Source organism: Paenibacillus sp. CF095 (assembly GCF_900101225.1).
GTDB lineage: Bacteria > Bacillota > Bacilli > Paenibacillales > Paenibacillaceae > Paenibacillus.
Map to the genome: position 1 here is coordinate 634,396 of NZ_FMZN01000001.1, position 19,461 is coordinate 653,856.

General features: G+C 46.7%; 21 protein-coding genes and 1 other annotated feature. Of the genes, 20 read left to right on the forward strand and 1 reads right to left on the reverse strand.

All coding sequences use genetic code 11. The features are described 5' to 3' along the window. Nucleotides 1-120: 120 nt before the first annotated feature. The 13 genes from ftsZ to BLS69_RS02815 all read left to right on the forward strand — a co-directional run bounded on the left by ftsZ (nucleotide 121) and on the right by BLS69_RS02815 (nucleotide 13,274). Nucleotides 121-1,236: a cell division protein FtsZ gene (ftsZ, locus tag BLS69_RS02750; RefSeq protein ID WP_091028484.1), complete on the forward strand. Its 1,116-nt coding sequence runs from the start codon at nucleotides 121-123 to the stop codon at nucleotides 1,234-1,236. A 261-nt stretch (nucleotides 1,237-1,497) separates the two neighbouring features. Next, complete coding sequence (gene spoIIGA, locus BLS69_RS02755; RefSeq protein ID WP_091014080.1) at nucleotides 1,498-2,478, forward strand: sigma-E processing peptidase SpoIIGA; 981 nt, start codon at nucleotides 1,498-1,500, stop codon at nucleotides 2,476-2,478. Between the two features lie 11 nt (nucleotides 2,479-2,489). After that, nucleotides 2,490-3,212 (forward strand): RNA polymerase sporulation sigma factor SigE, encoded by a 723-nt coding sequence (sigE, locus tag BLS69_RS02760; protein WP_017687308.1) that lies wholly within the window; start codon nucleotides 2,490-2,492, stop codon nucleotides 3,210-3,212. A 111-nt stretch (nucleotides 3,213-3,323) separates the two neighbouring features. Then, a complete protein-coding gene (gene sigG, locus BLS69_RS02765) occupies nucleotides 3,324-4,106 on the forward strand; it encodes an RNA polymerase sporulation sigma factor SigG (protein WP_017687309.1) in 783 nt (260 codons plus the stop codon). A gap of 174 nt (nucleotides 4,107-4,280) precedes the next feature. Continuing rightward, nucleotides 4,281-4,673, forward strand: a complete 393-nt coding sequence (locus tag BLS69_RS02770; protein ID WP_165980230.1) for a YlmC/YmxH family sporulation protein — start codon at nucleotides 4,281-4,283, stop codon at nucleotides 4,671-4,673. 51 nt (nucleotides 4,674-4,724) lie between these two features. Further along, a complete protein-coding gene (gene pgeF / locus BLS69_RS02775) occupies nucleotides 4,725-5,624 on the forward strand; it encodes a peptidoglycan editing factor PgeF (RefSeq protein WP_091028486.1) in 900 nt (299 codons plus the stop codon). Between the two features lie 6 nt (nucleotides 5,625-5,630). Continuing rightward, a complete protein-coding gene (locus BLS69_RS02780) occupies nucleotides 5,631-6,332 on the forward strand; it encodes a YggS family pyridoxal phosphate-dependent enzyme (protein WP_017687312.1) in 702 nt (233 codons plus the stop codon). Next, the gene (locus BLS69_RS02785; RefSeq protein WP_036614853.1) at nucleotides 6,323-6,790 is read left to right on the forward strand and encodes a cell division protein SepF; all 468 of its coding nucleotides are present in this window, start codon (nucleotides 6,323-6,325) and stop codon (nucleotides 6,788-6,790) included. The genes BLS69_RS02780 and BLS69_RS02785 overlap by 10 nt, the downstream gene beginning before the upstream one ends. 7 nt (nucleotides 6,791-6,797) lie before the next feature. After that, entirely contained in the window at nucleotides 6,798-7,067 is a 270-nt protein-coding gene (locus BLS69_RS02790) for a YggT family protein (RefSeq protein ID WP_260632824.1), read from the forward strand. Nucleotides 7,068-7,082: 15 nt separating this feature from the next. Next, complete coding sequence (locus BLS69_RS02795; RefSeq protein ID WP_091028488.1) at nucleotides 7,083-7,865, forward strand: YlmH family RNA-binding protein; 783 nt, start codon at nucleotides 7,083-7,085, stop codon at nucleotides 7,863-7,865. 242 nt (nucleotides 7,866-8,107) lie between these two features. Then, a complete protein-coding gene (locus tag BLS69_RS02800; protein WP_062835445.1) occupies nucleotides 8,108-8,617 on the forward strand; it encodes a DivIVA domain-containing protein in 510 nt (169 codons plus the stop codon). Between the two features lie 57 nt (nucleotides 8,618-8,674). Further along, nucleotides 8,675-8,967, forward strand: a binding site (T-box leader). A gap of 683 nt (nucleotides 8,968-9,650) precedes the next feature. Beyond that, nucleotides 9,651-12,749: an isoleucine--tRNA ligase gene (gene ileS, locus BLS69_RS02810; protein WP_091028491.1), complete on the forward strand. Its 3,099-nt coding sequence runs from the start codon at nucleotides 9,651-9,653 to the stop codon at nucleotides 12,747-12,749. A 165-nt stretch (nucleotides 12,750-12,914) separates the two neighbouring features. Beyond that, a complete protein-coding gene (locus BLS69_RS02815; RefSeq protein WP_091028493.1) occupies nucleotides 12,915-13,274 on the forward strand; it encodes a DUF5665 domain-containing protein in 360 nt (119 codons plus the stop codon). A 38-nt stretch (nucleotides 13,275-13,312) separates the two neighbouring features. On the opposite strand, the gene BLS69_RS02820 is transcribed toward BLS69_RS02815, so the two are convergent. After that, nucleotides 13,313-14,050: a TraR/DksA C4-type zinc finger protein gene (locus tag BLS69_RS02820; protein WP_091028495.1), complete on the reverse strand. Its 738-nt coding sequence runs from the start codon at nucleotides 14,048-14,050 to the stop codon at nucleotides 13,313-13,315. 222 nt (nucleotides 14,051-14,272) lie between these two features. Between BLS69_RS02820 and lspA the strand changes: the two genes are divergently transcribed. From lspA to BLS69_RS02855, 7 genes are all read left to right on the forward strand, one after another. After that, the gene (lspA, locus tag BLS69_RS02825; RefSeq protein WP_091028497.1) at nucleotides 14,273-14,767 is read left to right on the forward strand and encodes a signal peptidase II; all 495 of its coding nucleotides are present in this window, start codon (nucleotides 14,273-14,275) and stop codon (nucleotides 14,765-14,767) included. Next, nucleotides 14,760-15,722, forward strand: coding sequence for an RluA family pseudouridine synthase (locus BLS69_RS02830; RefSeq protein ID WP_371129030.1), 963 nt, complete (start codon nucleotides 14,760-14,762; stop codon nucleotides 15,720-15,722). The genes lspA and BLS69_RS02830 overlap by 8 nt, the downstream gene beginning before the upstream one ends. A gap of 110 nt (nucleotides 15,723-15,832) precedes the next feature. Further along, complete coding sequence (locus BLS69_RS02835) at nucleotides 15,833-17,086, forward strand: LL-diaminopimelate aminotransferase (protein WP_036674844.1); 1,254 nt, start codon at nucleotides 15,833-15,835, stop codon at nucleotides 17,084-17,086. A 203-nt stretch (nucleotides 17,087-17,289) separates the two neighbouring features. Further along, nucleotides 17,290-18,180 carry a decaprenyl-phosphate phosphoribosyltransferase gene (locus BLS69_RS02840; protein ID WP_074096975.1) on the forward strand — a complete coding sequence of 297 codons (891 nt, stop codon included), beginning with the start codon at nucleotides 17,290-17,292 and terminating at the stop codon, nucleotides 18,178-18,180. Nucleotides 18,181-18,198: 18 nt separating this feature from the next. Then, nucleotides 18,199-18,831 carry an HAD-IB family hydrolase gene (locus BLS69_RS02845; RefSeq protein ID WP_036614827.1) on the forward strand — a complete coding sequence of 211 codons (633 nt, stop codon included), beginning with the start codon at nucleotides 18,199-18,201 and terminating at the stop codon, nucleotides 18,829-18,831. A gap of 26 nt (nucleotides 18,832-18,857) precedes the next feature. Continuing rightward, on the forward strand, nucleotides 18,858-19,148 hold the full coding sequence (locus BLS69_RS02850) for an EamA family transporter (protein WP_371129058.1): 291 nt from the start codon (nucleotides 18,858-18,860) through the stop codon (nucleotides 19,146-19,148). Beyond that, nucleotides 19,135-19,455, forward strand: a complete 321-nt coding sequence (locus BLS69_RS02855) for a DMT family transporter (protein ID WP_308737804.1) — start codon at nucleotides 19,135-19,137, stop codon at nucleotides 19,453-19,455. Before BLS69_RS02850 ends, BLS69_RS02855 begins: the two co-directional genes overlap by 14 nt. Nucleotides 19,456-19,461 lie beyond the last annotated feature (6 nt).

Here is a 19,461-nt window from a genome sequence, read left to right on the forward strand (position 1 = left end):
GCCGTCTGAATGCGCCGGTACTAAAATAAACGCTTTCGTTCGTCGATATATGAAATTGATTCGGTTCAAATCAAAAATTGGACGGGCCATCCATGCACATTGAGGGGGAGATGGAATAATATGTTGGAATTTGATTTCGAGATGGAGAGCTTGGCTCAAATTAAAGTCATCGGTGTAGGCGGCGGCGGAAGCAATGCAGTCAACCGTATGATTGAAAATGGTGTACAAGGTGTTGAATTTATTACGGTGAATACGGATGCGCAGGCGTTACACCTGGCGAAATCCGAGCATAAATTGCAAATCGGTGATAAATTGACTCGTGGTCTTGGTGCTGGCGCCAACCCGGATGTAGGTAAAAAAGCAGCGGAAGAGTCCCGCGATCTGATCATGAACACATTGAAAGGTGCAGACATGGTATTTGTTACAGCCGGTATGGGCGGTGGTACAGGTACAGGTGCGGCTCCGGTTATTGCCGAAATCGCTAAAGAGTGTGGTGCACTTACAGTGGGTGTCGTAACTCGCCCATTTACATTTGAAGGACGCAAGCGTTCCAGCCATGCAGAGCAAGGTATTGAAGCTCTCAAGGAAAAAGTCGACACACTGATCGTAATTCCTAATGATCGTTTGCTCGAAATCGTAGATAAAAAGACACCTATGCTTGAAGCGTTCCGTCAAGCGGATAACGTACTTCGTCAAGCGGTACAAGGTATCTCTGATTTGATCGCTGTACCGGGTCTGATCAACCTTGACTTTGCTGACGTCAAAACGATTATGCATGAACGTGGTTCTGCACTTATGGGGATTGGTGAATCAACAGGTGAGAATCGTGCGGCAGAAGCAGCACGGAAAGCCATTATGAGTCCTTTGCTTGAAACTTCTATTGAAGGTGCTCGCGGCGTAATCATGAACATTACGGGTGGCATTAATCTGTCCCTGTATGAAGTGAACGAAGCGGCAGAGATCGTAACGTCTGCTTCCGACCCGGAAGTAAACATGATCTTTGGTGCCATCATTGACGAAGACCTGAAAGAGGAGATTAAGGTTACAGTTATTGCAACTGGTTTTGAAGATAAACCTGCTCCACCACCACCAGGACGTAAGCCAGCTCCAGCAACAGCGGAGACGACGGATACGCGTTCGCCGAACCTGCGTCCTTTCGGAAATCAGCCGAGCAATGATCAGCTGGACATTCCGACATTTTTACGCAATCGTTCACGCAATAACAACAACGATTAATACGCAAATCAATTTATTGGAAACCCGGTACTCCTTATGGAGCGACCGGGTTTTTTCTGTTTATTTAGATATCATAGCATACAGCAATGAACAAATTCTGAACAAAGGGCCTGAGCAATTCCGACAAAAAAAGTTGGAACCACACCCCCATGATTAGACAGACTTTGAACAGGGGGCTCCGTATACTTGTGAATATGCTCATGAATATCAGGATATCGGGTACCGGTATTTCGATATGTTGCGCGCAGGCAGGTGAAGACTTTGGTTGTTTATGTGGATTTAATTTTTTTGACAAACCTGTGTATTGACGGTGCACTCATCGGAATGACCGCCTGGATGCGCAAGACAAAGCTGGTTTGGTGGCGATGGTTGCTGTCAGCCATTGTGGGTGCATTATACGTGGTCATGATGTTTGTACCGGAGTTTGATTTTATGTTCACCTTTTTGATCAAGTTCGGGTTCTCGCTGGTCATGCTTACGATTGCTTTTGGTTTTAAGGGTCTGCAGGCTTTTGCGAGGACGCTCGGTACCTTCTATGTGATTAATTTTGTCGCTGCCGGAGGTATTCTGGGTGTGCATTACATGCTTCAGAGCTCCGGTGAGTTGTTTAACGGCATTTGGTTCACGGCTTCTGGCGGTATGTCATTTGATCTGAAAATTGCTTTCTGGTTCACGTTTATCGTATTTTTTGCTGTCCTGTTTTTATTCAAAGCTGTGCAGAGTTCAAAACGGAAAACGGATCGCATGACGACCTATTTGGGCAAAGTTGAGGTCTGCATCGATGAGGTAGTCATTTCTTGTACAGGCCTTCTGGATACGGGCAATCAACTTACAGATCCCTTATCGCGCATGCCGGTCATGGTGATGGAGGTTTCGTTATGGCAAGACATGTTACCTGCTTCATGGAAGGGTAGACTCAAGGACGAGGCGCCGGACAACCTTATTCTCGAGCTTGATCAGGAAAGTTTTCAGTGGCAGGATCGACTGCGGCTAGTGCCTTATCGGGGCATTAACAAAGGGACTGCGTTTATGTTGGCCATGAAGCCGGACCGGGTGAAGGTGACGATGGAGGAAACATGTTATGAGACGACAAGAGTACTCATTGGGCTGGATGGAGGTGTTTTGTCGTCGGATGGGAAATACCAGGCCGTGATTCATCCTGAACTTGTGCAAGACGCTGCTTCTGCGCAGTCTACGGCTCTCTCTGCGGGAGCAACAGAAAAGCCGCTGAATGTGGTATAGGAGGAACGTACATGCTTGTGAAATGGAAACTGGTGGCGCAGCTGCAATATTACCGTCTGTTATTTTTATTGGGACTCAAAAGCGAAGAGATCTATTATATTGGGGGAAGTGAGGCACTTCCGCCGCCATTGACAAGGGAAGAAGAAGAATTTTTACTGCAAAAATTATCCTCGGGAGACTCGGCCATTCGCGCGATGCTTATTGAGCGCAATCTGCGTCTGGTGGTGTACATCGCACGCAAATTTGAAAACACTGGAATCAATATTGAGGATTTGGTCTCCATTGGAGCCATCGGATTGATTAAGGCAGTTAATACATTTGACCCGGAAAAGAAAATCAAACTGGCAACCTATGCTTCACGTTGTATCGAAAATGAAATTTTGATGTACCTGAGACGTAATAGTAAGATCCGAACTGAAGTTTCTTTTGATGAACCGCTCAACATTGATTGGGATGGAAATGAACTATTATTATCCGATGTATTGGGTACTGAAAACGATACAATCTATCGGAATATTGAAGAGCAGGTAGACCGGAAACTTTTGCACAAGGCACTGGAAAAATTAACGGAGCGCGAGCGAATGATTATGGAGCTTCGTTTTGGCCTGACGGATGGGGAAGAAAAGACTCAAAAAGATGTAGCGGATCTCCTCGGAATCTCCCAATCCTACATCTCTCGACTCGAAAAAAGAATCATTAAAAGACTCCGCAAGGAGTTCAATAAAATGGTCTGAAATACATCTTTGGTCAGAATGGGTATTACTGGCAAGGGTGCCAAGTACGAATAAAAAAGCCTGCCCCGGAGATAATGTACATTAATGTTTCTCCTTGGGAGGTAAATCACGATGACCCGAAACAAAGTCGAGATTTGTGGCGTGGACACCGCAAAATTGCCTGTCCTCACCAACACTGAAATGCGGGAATTGTTTCATTCCCTTCAGCAACACCATGATCGCTCAGCAAGAGAGAAATTAGTGAATGGCAACCTGCGTCTGGTACTCAGTGTCATTCAGCGTTTTAACAATCGGGGGGAGTTTGTCGATGATCTGTTCCAGGTTGGTTGCATCGGCCTGATGAAAGCCATTGATAATTTTGATTTATCCCAGAATGTCAAATTTTCAACCTACGCGGTGCCGATGATTATCGGTGAAATCCGTCGATACCTGCGTGATAATAACCCAATTCGGGTATCTCGCTCCTTGAGGGACATTGCTTACAAAGCACTTCAGGTCCGTGACAGCCTGACGAATAAAAACTCCCGGGAACCGACGATATTCGAAATTGCGGAAGTACTGAATGTGCCGAAGGAAGATGTTGTTTTTGCATTGGACGCCATTCAGGACCCGGTCTCGCTCTTCGAACCGATTTATCATGATGGTGGAGATCCGATCTATGTCATGGATCAGATCAGTGATGACAGAAACAAGGATGTCTCGTGGATCGAGGAAATTGCACTGCGTGAAGCGATGCATCGTCTTGGTCAGCGGGAAAAAATGATTTTGTCGATGCGGTTTTTCGAAGGGAAAACCCAGATGGAAGTGGCTGATGAAATTGGCATTTCCCAGGCTCAGGTATCACGACTGGAGAAATCAGCGATACAACAGATGCAGAAACATGTGAAGTCGTAACACGATGCAAGAGCAGGAGGACGATCAATCGGGGCAGTGTATACCGTTGGTCGTCTTTTTGTGTTAAGCCGTTTCCACATTCAATGAAAAACAGGACATTTTTCGCCCCTGAAACATATATTGTATAGAAGCGTGAGGAACGGGCAGAAGAGGAATAACAGGGGGCGGAGATGAATGAAAGTAAATACGAGCGAAGTAGCGGCACGAGGCATGAAAATCTCGGACTTTCAGACAAAGGATGTCATTAACATTACGGATGGTAAACGCCTGGGTCAGATCAGTGACTTGGAGCTGGATCTGAAGCAGGGACGAATTGAAGCGATTGTAGTGCCGGGGTACAGCCGTTTTATGGGTCTTTTTGGCGGGGGAACGGATCTGGTGATTCCCTGGAGAAATATTGTGAAGATTGGCTCAGATGTGATTCTGGTAAAGATGGATGAGGTAAAGGAAAACACGTATGACGAACGTGATCGCGAAGCGCGCCTGTATGATGAACAGCAGCATAACCGCACAGACCGTGTGGAACGCATTGAACGATCAGACCGTAATCAGCGTCGAACGATATAAATGAGACAGAATGTGGCTCATTTGGTACACTGGAAGTGGTGAGGTGAGATAATGGAACCCTTTGTATTGGATAAGGAATTACTTGAACGGACCAAGAACCCAAATTCAGATTTCAGTCCTGATCCGTTATTATTATATGTTGAGCCCTGGACACAGCAATTTGAACAGTTGTCAGTCGGTTTTACGACGAGGCATGGTGGAGTCGGAAAAGCTCCGTATGCCACGCTCAATTGTGCTTATCATGTGGGGGATGACCCTGAAGTTGTACTTAACAACCGCAGACTTGTAACCGAGAAGCTTGGCTTTGCAGCAGAAGCATGGACCTGTGGAGAGCAGGTGCATGGCAAACATGTAGCTGTAATTACCGCTGAAGATCGGAGCAGAGGATTATTTGATCGTCAATCTGCGTTGCAGGATACGGATGGATTGGTCACGAATGTGCCTGGTGTGCTGCTGACTTCTTTCTACGCAGACTGTGTTCCGCTTTATTTCTATGACCCAGTGCAGCAAGCGGTAGGTCTTGCTCATGCCGGCTGGAAAGGTACAGTTGCGGGTATCGCTGTATCCATGGTGGAGACGATGGAACGGGAGTATGGCAGCCGCAGGCAGGACATCCGGGCTGCAATCGGTCCCTCGATTGGGGATTGCTGTTATGAAGTGGATGAGGCGGTCATGCAGCATGTACGGGTTTGGTTTGATGATTCCCCGGTTAATGATGAATACAAGGATTCTGCTTCTAAACAAGCATATCGAGCCGTGAATAACGGTAAAACGATGTTAAACTTGAAAGAATGTAATCGACACATTATGATGAAAGCAGGAATAATGCCGGATCATATCGAATGTACAACATGGTGTACAAGTTGTCATCCCGAACTATTTTTCTCCTATCGGAAGGAAAATGGTGTTACAGGGCGGATGGCGAGTTGGATTGGGCTGGAAGAGAGGTGACCCTCTGTGTCATTGGAGGAGCGTATTCAACAGGTAAATCAGAAGATCGAAGACGCATGTCGGCGCAGTAACCGTCATCGTGATGATGTGAATGTGATTGCGGTCACGAAATATGTCTCACTTGAAACAACGGGATCGGTGCTGAATCATGGTCTTGAGCATATTGGAGAAAACCGGTGGCAGGATGCACAGGCCAAATGGGAAGCTTTTGGTCAGCAGGGTACCTGGCATTTTATCGGTCATTTGCAGACAAACAAGGTGAAAGACGTGATTGGCAAGTTTCGTTACATACATTCACTGGATCGTTTGTCATTGGCGAAGGAGTTGGATAAAAAAGCCGCTTCACTTGGCATCCAAGTGGAAACGTTTTTGCAGGTGAATATTTCGGGTGAAGAGAGCAAGTATGGATTACAGCCTGAACAGGCAAGTTCTTTTTTGCGTGATATTCGTTCGTTCAACAATCTCAAGGTCGTTGGCCTGATGACCATGGCACCTCATGAGGAAGATCCGGAGCTGACGCGTCCCGTATTTCGTGGCTTGCGTGAGCTGAGAGATCAATTGAATGGACAAGCCCTTACAGCAGAGCCATTGACTGAGCTGTCGATGGGGATGTCCAATGATTTTGAAGTGGCCATTGAAGAAGGTGCAACCTGGGTACGGCTAGGATCGATTCTCGTAGGAAAAGAGGAGGGTTCACGATGGGCGTAATGAATAAATTTATGAATTTCCTCGGACTTCAGGAAGAGGAAGAGATTGTGGAACGTGAACGAATGGCTGCGCAGGAGGAAAATGAGGCTGAACATCAGGAAGCTGAAACCTCCAGTCTCGATAAACGTAGAAACCAAAGGGGGAATAATGTGGTGAGCATTCATTCCCAGAAAAATGTTAAAGTTGTCCTGTATGAACCGCGTTCTTATGACGAGGCTCAGGAAATTGCCGACCATCTGCGTTCGCATCGTACCGTTGTGGTGAACTTGCAACGAATTCGCCAGGACCAAGCGCTGCGCGTTATTGATTTTTTGAGTGGCACGGTATATGCATTGGGTGGCGGTATTTCCAAAATCGGCGGAAACATTTTTCTCTGTACGCCAGATACGGTTGAAATTCAGGGCTCAATTACGGAAATACTGGCTGACAGCGAGCAAGATTATAACAGAATGAGGTGAGCCACTTTTGTATCAGATTGAAAGCGTGTTGTACACGTTATACCAGATTTACTTTTACATGGTCATTGTCTACATATTGATGTCTTGGCTTCCCAATGCGCGGGAAAGCTTCATCGGTGAATGGCTGGGCAAATTAGTGGAGCCATATCTAAGACCATTCCGTCGATTTATCCCCCCTTTGTTCGGTGTGCTGGATATTTCCCCAATTGTGGCGCTGATCGTTCTGCAACTCGCGCTTAATGGGCTGATCTCCATACTTCGGTATTTTGTATATTAGGGTAGGGTGATATAGATGAGCGGTGAAATTTACGAACATTTTAGCCATGATGAGCGGGATTTTGTAGATAAGGCTTCGGATTGGGTTGAGCGGGCAGGTAAGTATCATGACATGAAGCTAACTGACTTCCTTGATCCAAGACAGGTTTTTATCTTACAGACTCTTGCCAATCGTCGTAACGACGTTCAGATTCGTCTGGATGGTGGTTACGAGGCTGCTGAACGCAAGCGTGCGCTGGTTGCACCTGATTATATGTATCTGGATGATGAGGATATGGGGATGCAGGTGCTCAGTATCACGTCTGATGATCAGAAAATTTCGGAGCTGGAGCATGGGGACTATATGGGTTCCCTGCTCGGGCTTGGGATGAAACGTGGAAAGATCGGGGATATCCAAGTGCTGGAGGACGGTTGCCATACAGTGGTGGCGGCGGAAACCGGCGCTTTTTTATCGCTTCAACTGAATCAGGTTCATCGGTTACATGTGTTCACAGAGTTACTTCCTTTGAATCAGATGCGATGGTCAGAGAGTAAGCTGGAGACGATGGACATTACGGTCGCTTCTCTTCGTTTGGATGGAATCTGCGCAGATGTGTATCGGCTTAGTCGCAGTAAAGTGCTGGTGCCAATCAAAGCTGGGCGCTGCCGTGTGAACTGGAAGGTTGAGGAAGATCCCTCCAAATCGCTAAAAGCGGGTGATGTCGTATCCATACAGGGATTTGGCCGTTTCAAGGTTATGGAACAGGATGGGATGACCAAAAAAGGGCGCTGCAGAGTGAAAATCGGCAAATTTGCCTGAGTCTGTTGCAGGAAAATCCGCTTTCTTGTCGAAATGTTTATCATAAAGGTGTAGAAAATACGCGGTGTATCCGATATACATTAAGTCAAAGCTTTACATGAACGTTGGAGGATGCAATTCTGATCCTGCATTCCGTATACGTTGCCAAGTTTATAGGCATCAACGATACGGCCCCTTGGGTGGTACCCATGTGCTGCAAACCTTCTCTGGATGGGAAGGAACTTTAACAGGAGGTGGACAGCATGCCATTAACGCCGCTGGACATACACAACAAGGAATTTTCCCGACGTTTGCGCGGGTATGACGAGGATGAAGTCAATGAATTCCTGGATCAAGTCATCAAAGATTACGAAGGCGTCATTCGCGAGAACAAAGAGCTGAGCAATCAGTTGCTGTCCGTTCAGGAAAAGCTGGATCATTTTGCCACGATTGAAGAGACACTTAGCAAAACGATCATCATTGCACAGGAAGCTGCTGATGATGTGAAGAACAATGCGAAGAAAGAAGCGCAGTTGATCGTGAAGGAAGCAGAGAAGAATGCAGACCGGATCGTGAATGAATCGCTGGGAAAATCGCGTAAAATTGCTTTGGAAGTGGAAGAACTGAAAAAGCAGGCATCGATTTATCGTGCCCGTTTCCGCACGCTTGTTGAAGCGCAGCTTGAACTGTTGACTCAGGATGGTTGGGAAGTGCTAGAGAGCCGGGAGCAGGAAGTGCGTGACCGTGAGCGGGAGATGAAAGAAATTTATTAGTCTGTCGCCTGGTTGACTTTTGTCTGCAAAGAGGCTATAACTATATTCATAATGAATAGTGATTCCATGACGGGTTCAGTACGTTATGATCTCATCCCTCAGAGAGTTGGTGGTTGGTGCAAACCAATGGATGAGTTATAGCCGAATATCTCCCCGGAGAAGTGACGCTGAAGCGGTGATCTTGATTGCCGTGTGTAAGCCGAACCGTAAGCCGTACGTTATAACGGCACCCTGCAGTAGTTTAGCGGGGCATAAGCGCTGTTGATGACAGAGCATACCTAGGCTTGCCTGGATGTGGTTTGTGATGAACAGAATTAGGGTGGTAACGCGAGTATAGCCTCGTCCCTTTCCAGGGACGGGGCTTTTTTGTGTCCAAAAAAGGCGAACGCCCATGAGGCCCGAAGGGACCTCAGGGAGAGAGCCGCCTGCCGGGGGAGCGAAGCACCCGGCACACGGGTTCGCTAAGGCGAGCGTTCCTGAGGCCCGAAGGGACCTCAGGGAGAGAGCCGCCCCGCCGGGGGAGCGAAGCACCCGGCACACGGGTTTCGCTAAGGCGAACGTGCATGAGGCCCAAAGGGACCTCAGGGAGAGAGCCACCCGCCGGGGGAGCGAAGCACCCGGCACACGGGTTTCGCTAAGGCGAACGTGCATGAGGCCCAAAGGGACCTCAAGGAGAGAGCCGCCCGCCGGGGGAGCGAAGCGCCCGGCACACGGGTTTCGCTAAGGCGAGCGTTCATGAGGCCCGAAGGGAACTCAAGGAGAGAGTCGCCCGCCGGGAGAGCGAAGCACCCGGCAACACCCGCCTCGCGGTAAGGCCATGCGGCGTTCACGCAGGGAACAGCCGCAAAATGGCCGCCACTACGCACATCCACCCCTCGCCCATAAGCGCCACCGATCCCCACCGACAACCCATCCCGGGTGTCCAGAGGGCGGAGCGCCTATGGGGTCCCCCTTGGTAAGGGGGATTTAGGGGGATTGAAACGCTTTTTGTGGACGGTCCACAATCCAACCAAAGAAAGGGAAGATAATCATCATGCAACGAGTTGACGTCAAAGAGAAGGCACGTGCCAGAGAATTACGCGTGTTAGATAAATGGAAAACGGAGAATACATTCAAAAGATCCATCGAAAACCGGGAGGGCAAGCCAAACTTCGTATTTTACGAGGGTCCACCAACAGCGAACGGTAAACCGCATATCGGTCATGTACTGGGACGGGTAATCAAGGATTTTGTTGGACGGTATAACACGATGAAGGGTTACCGTGTTGTTCGTAAAGCAGGCTGGGATACACATGGTCTGCCTGTAGAACTGGGTGTACAGAAGAAGCTTGGTATCTCCCACAAGTGGGAAATCGAAGATTACGGCGTGGAAAAATTCATTAACGAATGTAAAGCGAGTGTTTTCGAGTACGAGCAACAATGGCGTGATCTGACAGAAGGCATCGGATATTGGACGGATATGGATAACCCATACATCACTCTTGATAACAACTACATCGAGAGTGTATGGAACATCCTGGCGACAATCCATGAGAAAGGTCTGTTGTATCGTGGTCACCGTGTGAGCCCGTATTGTCCATCTTGTCAGACAACACTGAGTTCCCATGAAGTTGCACAAGGGTACAAAGACGTCAAAGACCTGAGCGCTACAGCGAAATTCAAACTGAATGACAGCGGAGAATTTGTACTGGCTTGGACGACAACACCTTGGACACTGCCTTCACACGTTGCACTTGCCGTGAATCCGGATATGGACTACTCCCGTGTTCGTCAAGGTGATGAAGTGTACATCATGGCAACCAATCTGGTTGAAAAAGTGATGAAAGATACCAAAGGTGAGTATGAGATCATCGGTGCACTGAAAGGTGCCGACCTGGTTGGCAAAACGTATGATCCTCCGTTCAACTACGTACAGGCTGAGAAAGCCAACATCATTCTGGGTGCAGGCTTTGTAACGGATGCAAGTGGTACGGGTATCGTACACATGGCTCCTGCCCATGGTGAAGATGACTACCGTGTATGCCGTGAGAATGGGATCAGCTTTGTGAACATGGTGGACTTGGAAGGTAAATTTGTAGCTGAGGTTACTGACTTTGCCGGACGTTTCGTGAAGGATTGTGATATTGATATCGTGCGATATCTGTCTGAAAATGGACGTTTGTTCAGCAAAGAAAAATATGAGCACAGCTATCCGTTCTGCTGGCGTTGTGATACACCGCTTCTGTACTATGCAATGGACAGTTGGTTTATCCAAACGACAGCCATCAAGGACCAATTGATTGCCAACAATAGTGAAGTGGATTGGTACCCAGGTCACGTTCGTGAAGGTCGCTTCGGGAAATTCCTTGAGGATCTGGTGGATTGGAACATCAGCCGTGATCGTTATTGGGGAACACCGCTGAACATCTGGGTGTGCGAGGAGACTGGCGAACAATTTGCTCCACACAGCATTGCAGAATTGCGTGCTCGTGCGGTAGGTGATGTGCCTGAGAATCTTGAATTGCATAAACCATATGTGGATGACGTTAAAGTCATGAGCTCTTGTGGCAAATATGAAATGAAACGTACACCGGAAGTGATCGATGTCTGGTTCGACAGCGGCTCCATGCCGTTTGCCCAGCAACACTATCCATTTGAAAATAAAGAAGTATTCGAACAGCAGTATCCTGCTGATATGATCTGTGAGGGAATTGACCAGACACGTGGCTGGTTCTACAGCTTGCTGGCGGTTTCTACCCTTTTGACAGGCAAAGCGCCTTACAAAGCGGTTATGGCTACAGGACACGTTCTTGATGAGAACGGACAGAAGATGTCCAAATCCAAAGGTAACGTTATCGATCCTTGGGAAGTGATTGAAGAATACGGTACAGATGCATTCCGCTGGGCTTTGTTGTCTGACAGTGCACCGTGGAACAGCAAACGTTTCTCCAAAGGTATCGTAGGCGAAGCCAAATCCAAAATGGTGGATACGCTGGTTAACACCCATGCATTCCTGACGCTTTATGCTACCATTGATGGATTTGATCCACAGGAGCACCCGTTCCAACTGTCCGCACACAAGCTGGATCGCTGGATTCTGTCGAGACTGAACAGCCTGATCCTGGTTGTAGAAAAAGCGTTGCTGGTTAACGACTATCTGAACTCTTCCAAAGCGATTGAAGCATTTGTTGATGAACTGAGTAACTGGTATATCCGTCGTTCCCGTGACCGTTTCTGGGGAAGTGGTCTGACAGAGGATAAACTGGACGCATATCGCACATTAACTGAGGTTCTGGTGACTACTGCGAAGTTGGTTGCTCCGTTCACACCGATGCTGGCAGAAGATATCTATCTGAACCTTGCAACAGGTGAGAGTGTGCACATGGAAGACTATCCGGTAGCCAATGAAGCGATGATTGATGCAGGACTGGAACAGGACATGGAGACGGCTCGCCGCGTGGTTGAACTTGCCCGTAACGTTCGTAACGAAACAGGCATCAAGACACGTCAGCCACTGTCCGAATTGATTGTTTCTCTGGATAAAGGGTTTGACCTGGCAAGTTATGAAGAGATCATCAAGGAAGAGATCAACGTAAAAGGAATCCGTACGGAGCATAATGATGCGGAATTTGTTGACTTTACATTAAAGCTGAACCTGAAAGTTGCAGGTAAGAAGTACGGTAAAAACGTGGGATTCCTGCAAAACTTCTTCAAGGGAATGTCGGCTGATGAGACGCGTAAAGTGGTTTCGGAGGGTGTGCTGAACATCGTTTCTCCGGAAGGCGAAGAGCTGCAAGTGACGAGCGAAGAATTATTGGTTGATAAACAGGCCAAATCAGGTTTTGCTTCAGCATCAGGTTACGGTCTGACGGTGGCGCTCAATACCGAAATCACGCCAGCATTGGAACAGGAAGGCTGGGTCCGCGAAGTGGTTCGTGCTGTGCAGGATACCCGGAAACGACTGGATCTGCCAATTGAGAAAAGAGTACGTTTGACGCTGGATGTGGATGCATCCCTTCAGGAAGCTATTCAGGCGTTTGATGATGTGTTGCGTGAAAATGTTCTCGTAACCGAAGTCACTTTTGGTTCGAATGAGTCGATGGAACGTGTTGAAGCCGGAGGCAAATCGATCGGTATTTACATCGAAGCGTAATTCGGAGCATGTCCCATCCAATTAGGGCAGAATTTAGAGTATAAACCAACGAGCCGCAGAGGCAGGGACATATTCCCTGGTTCTGGGCTCGTTTGTTTTTTAAGCAAAAAGGCAATGATTCTATAGTGCAGTCAATCTATATTGATCAAAGGAACTGACCATAACATGAGCGAACATGACAAGCAACCCGCATCCACTTCACAACAATCAACATCAGACAATCTAAATTCGCATGACAAAATTGAAGAGTTACATACCCTGACGAACCGTCTGGCGAATGAACTGGAACGTTCACGAATTGCGCAATACACAGAATTGCTGAACAGGCCATGGAAGCTGATTGGACTTAACCTGTTGTCTGGAGCCGCCCGAGGTGTGGGGATTGCGATTGGGTTTACCTTTTTCGCAGCAACGATCATTTACGTTTTGCAGCTACTTGGGGCGCTTAATCTTCCCATTGTTGGAGACTACATCGCTGATATTGTGCGCATTGTCCAGCGTCAGCTTGATATGAACACCTACTAAGCGATTATCAATTAAAGGTGAAAGATATCAAAGTACATTTAGTACATGTCATCCGTCTCCATATCCGGTTCTAACAGACCCTCGCCTTCACGGTTCTCCAGGTACTGACGATATTGCCGATTGCGCACGATGGAGACGTCATGACCATAGATGTCCGTGGCAACAAAGCTTTCGTACGCTTCAACGCAGCCTTCCACTTCATCGGTTGCTTCAATCGCCATAACATCATAGCTGTCGATATCACGTCCTTCAGCCATGGCTGGTGAGTTCGATGTGCCCCAGCTTTCAACAATCTGCCAGGTGTCTTCACCATCGAAGCCATTTTGGTCATCACGCTCGTCCAGACTGGTTCGACCAAATGCCGGGGCAAGGAATTCTTCCTCTACAGGACGGTTTTCGGAGACAACGGTTTCCGGTTGATGTTTTTTGCAGTATTTGGTGTAGGGAACAGCTTCCATGCGTTCATAAGGGATGGGTTGCTGGCAGACCGCACATGTTCCGTAATGTCCTTCTTCGATGGAGTGAAGTGCAGAATCGATTCGTTCCAATTGGAATTCATCATGTTCCAGCAGGGAAATATCTTTCTCACGTTCATACACCTCCGTAGCTATGTCGCCAGGATGGTTATCAATCGGTGATAATTCACCTGTCTGTAGTTTAAGGGAGTCCCCAAGGCCATAATGTTCGTTTTCCGAAAGTCTATGCTCAATATCGCGCTTATCGGACATCAGTTGGGAACGTAAAAATTGCAGTTGTTTGTTAGTAAAATGTGACATGATTTTCCCCTTTCTGCGTTCATGCTGGAATCCGGATTTTGACTCTATTGTAGGATGTGCCATTAAGGGCAAGATTACAGAAGGGAAATGTTATCGTTTTTGCCATAAGCGTTGCTGATATAGCGCGTCGTGGACGATTTCCAAACAGCTGTGCTACAATAAACAAGTCTGGCGTAAGCCTGGTATCGTTTGGAAAAGACAAGAACGGAGTGACAAACAAACGTGGTGTATTATATCCTCGCTTTTATCGTATTTTTATTGGATCAGGGAACCAAGTATCTGATTGCAACCCGGATGGAACTCAGAGAAGAAATTCCGGTCATCGGCAATTTCTTTGTCATCACATCACATCGTAACTCAGGAGCAGCTTTTGGCATTCTGCAAGACCAGCGTTGGTTCTTTATCGTGGTTACGTTGATTGTGGTCGTTGCCTTGATTTGGTATTTGCAAAAGGTAAAAGATACCCCGCACAAATTGCTGCCTGTGGCGCTTAGTTTGGTGCTTGGTGGAGCAATTGGCAACTTCCTTGACCGGGCATTGACCGGAGAAGTTGTAGATTTTGTACAACTTAATTTTGGAAGTTATACGTTTCCCATTTTTAACATCGCCGATTCGGCAATCTGCATCGGTGTAGCGTTAATCATTGTGGAGACGTTGCTTGAAGGACGGCGCGAAAAAGCAGCCGCGAAGATTGAAGGGAATGAACATCATGAGTAATCCGAATAAGGAACAGATTAACGACGAAGAACTAATGAATGGCAATGAACGTATGGAATGGACCGTTGCCGCTGAACATAAAAAAGAACGAATTGACAAATATATTACGGAAGCTGTGGATAACGTATCTCGCTCCCAGGTTCAATTGTGGATCGGAGACGGGATGGTTACGGTAAATGGTGCTGTTGTCAAAGCCAATGCCAAGTTATCCGAAGGGGATCTGGTTGAGTTACAGATTCCTGAACCGGCTGCCGTTGAGATCATTGCCGAAGATATTCCGCTGGAAGTGGTATATGAAGATAGCGACTTGATCGTGATCAATAAACAACGTGGTCTTGTGGTGCATCCAGCACCAGGACATACGTCGGGCACACTCGTCAATGCACTTATGCACCACTGTAAAGACCTCTCGGGTATTAATGGGGAGTTGCGTCCTGGTATTGTGCATCGTATCGATAAGGATACATCGGGTTTGATCATGGCTGCCAAGAACGATCGTGCTCATGCATCACTGGCTGCTCAGTTGAAGGAACATACCGTGAATAGACGGTATATTGCGCTCGTTCATGGTCATCTTAACCATGATCAAGGGACCATTGATGCACCGATTGGACGGGATACCAATGACCGCAAAATGTATACGGTCACAGAACGTAACAGTAAACATGCCGTTACGCATTTTACCGTTACTGAGCGGATTAATGATTACACCTTGTTGGAATTGAAACTGGAGACAGGACGTACTCACCAGATTCGGGTTCACATGAAATTTATTGGTCACCCGCTTGTAGGAGATCCAACTTATGGACGGAATAAAGGCATCAAAATGCAAGGACAGGCTCTTCATGCGGCCATTCTTGGATTTGTGCATCCAACAACGGGAGAATACCTTGAATTTTCAGCTCCGATTCCGCAAGATATGGAAGACGTGCTTGCCTCGCTACGCAGTCGTTAACAGCTCCAAGAAAGTACAAATGTTCGGATACTTTGTCCATGGCTTTGATCACGCAAATGCTTCATATTAAAGTGTAGAAATTTGCGTCAAATGAGGAGATGAACAACGTTATGAGTATCGATAAATATCAAGAAACTTACATTCAGACTAATTTTGCCGACCGTATCGGTGGCTCCAACTATGGTAAAGACACGAACATTTATAAATTCGAGAAAATCAAACGTGCCAAAGCTTCGGCCAAAAAAGATTTTCCCGATGTGGAACTGATCGACCTTGGTGTAGGTGAACCGGACGAAATGGCGGATGCAGGCATTGTGGCTGCACTCGCAGAAGAAGCTTCCAGACCTGAGAACCGTGGTTATGCCGACAATGGTATTCCTGAATTCAAGGCTGCTGCTGCTTCTTACCTGAAAAACGTATTTAACGTAGAAGGTATTGATGCAGATACTGAAATCGTACACTCCATTGGCTCCAAACCGGCTTTGGCGATGATGCCTTCATGCTTCATCAATCCGGGTGATGTGACCATCATGACCGTTCCAGGTTATCCGGTTATGGGCACACATACGAAGTATCTGGGTGGAGAAGTGTTCAACATTCAGTTGACGAAAGAGAACAACTTCCTGCCTGATCTGACGGCTATTCCGGAAGACATCGCAAAACGTGCGAAGTTGCTCTACCTGAACTACCCGAACAACCCTACAGGCGCTAGCGCGACGGTCGAGTTCTTCACTGAAGTCGTGGAGTGGGCTAAGAAATACAATGTTGTGGTTGTACATGATGCTCCATACGCAGCATTGACGTATGATGGCAAGAAACCGTTCAGCTTCCTGTCGGTACCTGGAGCGAAGGATGTCGGCGTAGAGCTGCACTCTCTATCCAAGTCATACAACATGACGGGGTGGAGAATCGGATTCGTAGCGGGTAACCCGCTTGTAGTCAAAGCATTCAGTGACGTGAAGGACAACAATGACTCCGGTCAGTTCATCGCGATTCAAAAGGCTGCCGCTTACGGATTGAATCACCCTGAAATTACGGAAAAAATTGCAGAGAAATATTCCCGTCGTCACGACATGCTCGTTGCCGCATTGAACGAACTGGGCTTCCAGGCTGAAAAACCTAAAGGTTCATTCTTCCTGTATGTTGAAGCACCAAAAGGTGTGGTTGGAGGACGTCGCTTCGAATCAGGCGAAGATTTCTCCCAATTCCTGATCCGTGAGAAACTGATCTCATCCGTACCTTGGGATGATGCGGGTAACTTTGTTCGTTTCTCCGTAACCTTTGAAGCGAAGGGTGAAGAAGAAGAGAAACGTGTTATTGCTGAGATCAAACGTCGTCTGAGCGACGTGCAATTCGAATTTTAATTGTAGTACCCTATAGATTAAACATGTGAAAACGAAGAGACCGGTAACGGTCTCTTTTTTTATGCCCATATTAGATTTTTTTCATTTACTCCCTTTACAAAATTATACAAGCAACATATGATTAGATCTTTACGTTATTTGTTATATACAGAAGTTGTTTTTGAAGGGAGTTATTACAATTGTTATCATCACGAACAAGTACGGTGTCCTCACCGGCTACAGGAACAGGCAGTACAGTGTCAGGATTAATCAGATTGTTAAGACCCAAACAGTGGACCAAAAATCTGCTGTTATTTGCTGCGTTACTATTCTCTTTTGAGGAGATTCGGACGGAAACCATTCTTGCGACGTTGCTTGGTTTTATTCTATTTAGCCTTGTTGCAGGCTGTGTTTATATTTTGAATGACTTTGTAGACCGGGACAGGGATCGACAGCATCCGGTGAAAAAGTATCGTCCTATGGCTTCTGGGCAGGTGAATCCGAGTCATGCGTTGTTGTTTGGCATTATTCTATTAATCCTTTCCGTAGGAACGGCCTTCATGATGAACCCTCTATTTGGGGTGTTATGTATCGTCTATTTCTTATTAAATGTCTCGTATTCATTTGTGCTGAAACATCTCGTTATCCTGGATATGATGACCATTGCAGCCGGCTTTGTACTTCGTGCTATTGCAGGTGGTGTGCTGATCCATGTGCCGTTCACACCGTGGTTTTTGATCTGTACAATGCTGTTGTCGTTATTTCTGGCCATTGGCAAACGCAGAAATGAACTTACGTTGCTTGAGGGAAATACGGGATCACACCGTAAGGTTTTGGATAACTACTCCATTACATTACTGGATCAATTCAATACGATTGTGACGACAGCTACGATTATCAGTTATTCCCTGTTCACATTCACTTCAGATCGAACCATTCATCTCATGTGGACGATTCCATTGGTCATTTACGGCATGTTCCGTTACCTGTATCTGATCCACATGAAGAACCAGGGAGGTTCGCCCGATCGGGTGCTGTTTGAGGACAAGCCCATATTAATTACGGTTATGTTGTATGTGATAAGTGTTGTTACAATCTTTGCTATCTTTGAATAAAGGCTGAGGGGGATCAGGGTGAAAAGCACGAAAGTCGCAATTTTTGATATTGATAAAACGATCATACGCAGTGATTCCATGTTTCAATTTGTGCATTACGGTGTTCGCCGTTACCCGTGGCAGGTATGGAGATTACCTGTCATCGCATTACATACCGTGTTATTCAAGGCAGGTTTCATGACGGTTGAACAAGTCAAACGATCCTACTTTCAAGAGATTGAGCGTATGTCTGAAAAAGATCTCGAACATTTCTTTGATACTCGTTTGCGTACGTCCATTTTTGCCGAGGCCAGTGTAGAGATGCAACATCGTAAAGAAGCAGGCTATCATGTCTTACTGGTAACTGCATCTCCGCATGCCTATATGAAATACTTTAATAATTTCCCCTGGGTGGATCATGTAATTGGAACTGAACTTGTCCGTCATGAGAATGGTTACACATGCAGAGTTGATGGCAGCAATTGCAAAGGGGAAGAGAAGGTACGCCGAATTCAGGCTTATCTGAGTGAGAAGAATATGGTCATTGATTATGACCAGTCATGTTCCTACTCGGACTCCTTATCCGACCTTCCAGTCATGCAGCTAGTGAGTCAACGATACTTTATTAACAAGCGTGTTCCGGACATGGAGGCATTAACGTGGGGGAAATAAAATCGCGTCATACTGGTAAATGGTTGATGCTCGTTTCCGCATTTCTGACAGCAACGGGTCAATTGTTCTGGAAATTGGGATTAACCGAGTGGATCTACCTGGGTGTTGGTTTTCTGTGTTATGGACTTGGAGCGATTTTGATGATTAAAGCTTTTGCTCTGGAAAAACTCTCTGTTGCTTATCCTCTGATGTGTGTCAGCTACGTATTTGCCTTAATCTATGGATATTTTTTGCTTGGGGAAGAAATTACGGTGCAGAAGCTGGCAGCAGTTGTGTTGCTTGGAATCGGGGTGACATTAACCAGTGTTGATCGATAGCTGGATGGTTGCCGTATTAATTGTCATGACGTTGTGTGGTGCACTGGGCGGGGCCGGACTGAAAGCTTATGCATCCAGTCGCAATCGTCTGCATGTACTCATGGGACTTGGATTCTACGGAACGGGTGCGTTGCTGAATATTGTATTGCTAAAGTTTCTTCCATTAACCGTAGTGTTGCCTGCGAACGCATTAACATATGTTTGGACTCTCATCATAGCGCGGCTGGTATTTAAAGAGATGGTGGGCCCTTTACGCTGGATAGGTGTGGCATGTATTATGGGTGGTCTACTGTTACTGGTATTTTAGAACTTA

Bases quoted from the DNA above. Each gene is read 5' to 3' on its own strand.
- sigG (WP_017687309.1), top strand. From the start codon at position 3,324: ATGACCCGAAACAAAGTCGAGATTTGTGGCGTGGACACCGCAAAATTG.
- BLS69_RS02795 (WP_091028488.1), top strand. From the start codon at position 7,083: ATGAGCGGTGAAATTTACGAACATTTTAGCCATGATGAGCGGGATTTT.
- BLS69_RS02835 (WP_036674844.1), top strand. From the start codon at position 15,833: ATGAGTATCGATAAATATCAAGAAACTTACATTCAGACTAATTTTGCC.
- BLS69_RS02770 (WP_165980230.1), top strand. From the start codon at position 4,281: ATGAAAGTAAATACGAGCGAAGTAGCGGCACGAGGCATGAAAATCTCG.
- ftsZ (WP_091028484.1), top strand. From the start codon at position 121: ATGTTGGAATTTGATTTCGAGATGGAGAGCTTGGCTCAAATTAAAGTC.
- BLS69_RS02785 (WP_036614853.1), top strand. From the start codon at position 6,323: ATGGGCGTAATGAATAAATTTATGAATTTCCTCGGACTTCAGGAAGAG.
- BLS69_RS02820 (WP_091028495.1), bottom strand. From the start codon at position 14,050: ATGTCACATTTTACTAACAAACAACTGCAATTTTTACGTTCCCAACTG.
- BLS69_RS02850 (WP_371129058.1), top strand. From the start codon at position 18,858: ATGCTCGTTTCCGCATTTCTGACAGCAACGGGTCAATTGTTCTGGAAA.
- BLS69_RS02830 (WP_371129030.1), top strand. From the start codon at position 14,760: ATGAGTAATCCGAATAAGGAACAGATTAACGACGAAGAACTAATGAAT.
- pgeF (WP_091028486.1), top strand. From the start codon at position 4,725: ATGGAACCCTTTGTATTGGATAAGGAATTACTTGAACGGACCAAGAAC.
- ileS (WP_091028491.1), top strand. From the start codon at position 9,651: ATGCAACGAGTTGACGTCAAAGAGAAGGCACGTGCCAGAGAATTACGC.
- BLS69_RS02800 (WP_062835445.1), top strand. From the start codon at position 8,108: ATGCCATTAACGCCGCTGGACATACACAACAAGGAATTTTCCCGACGT.
- BLS69_RS02815 (WP_091028493.1), top strand. From the start codon at position 12,915: ATGAGCGAACATGACAAGCAACCCGCATCCACTTCACAACAATCAACA.
- sigE (WP_017687308.1), top strand. From the start codon at position 2,490: ATGCTTGTGAAATGGAAACTGGTGGCGCAGCTGCAATATTACCGTCTG.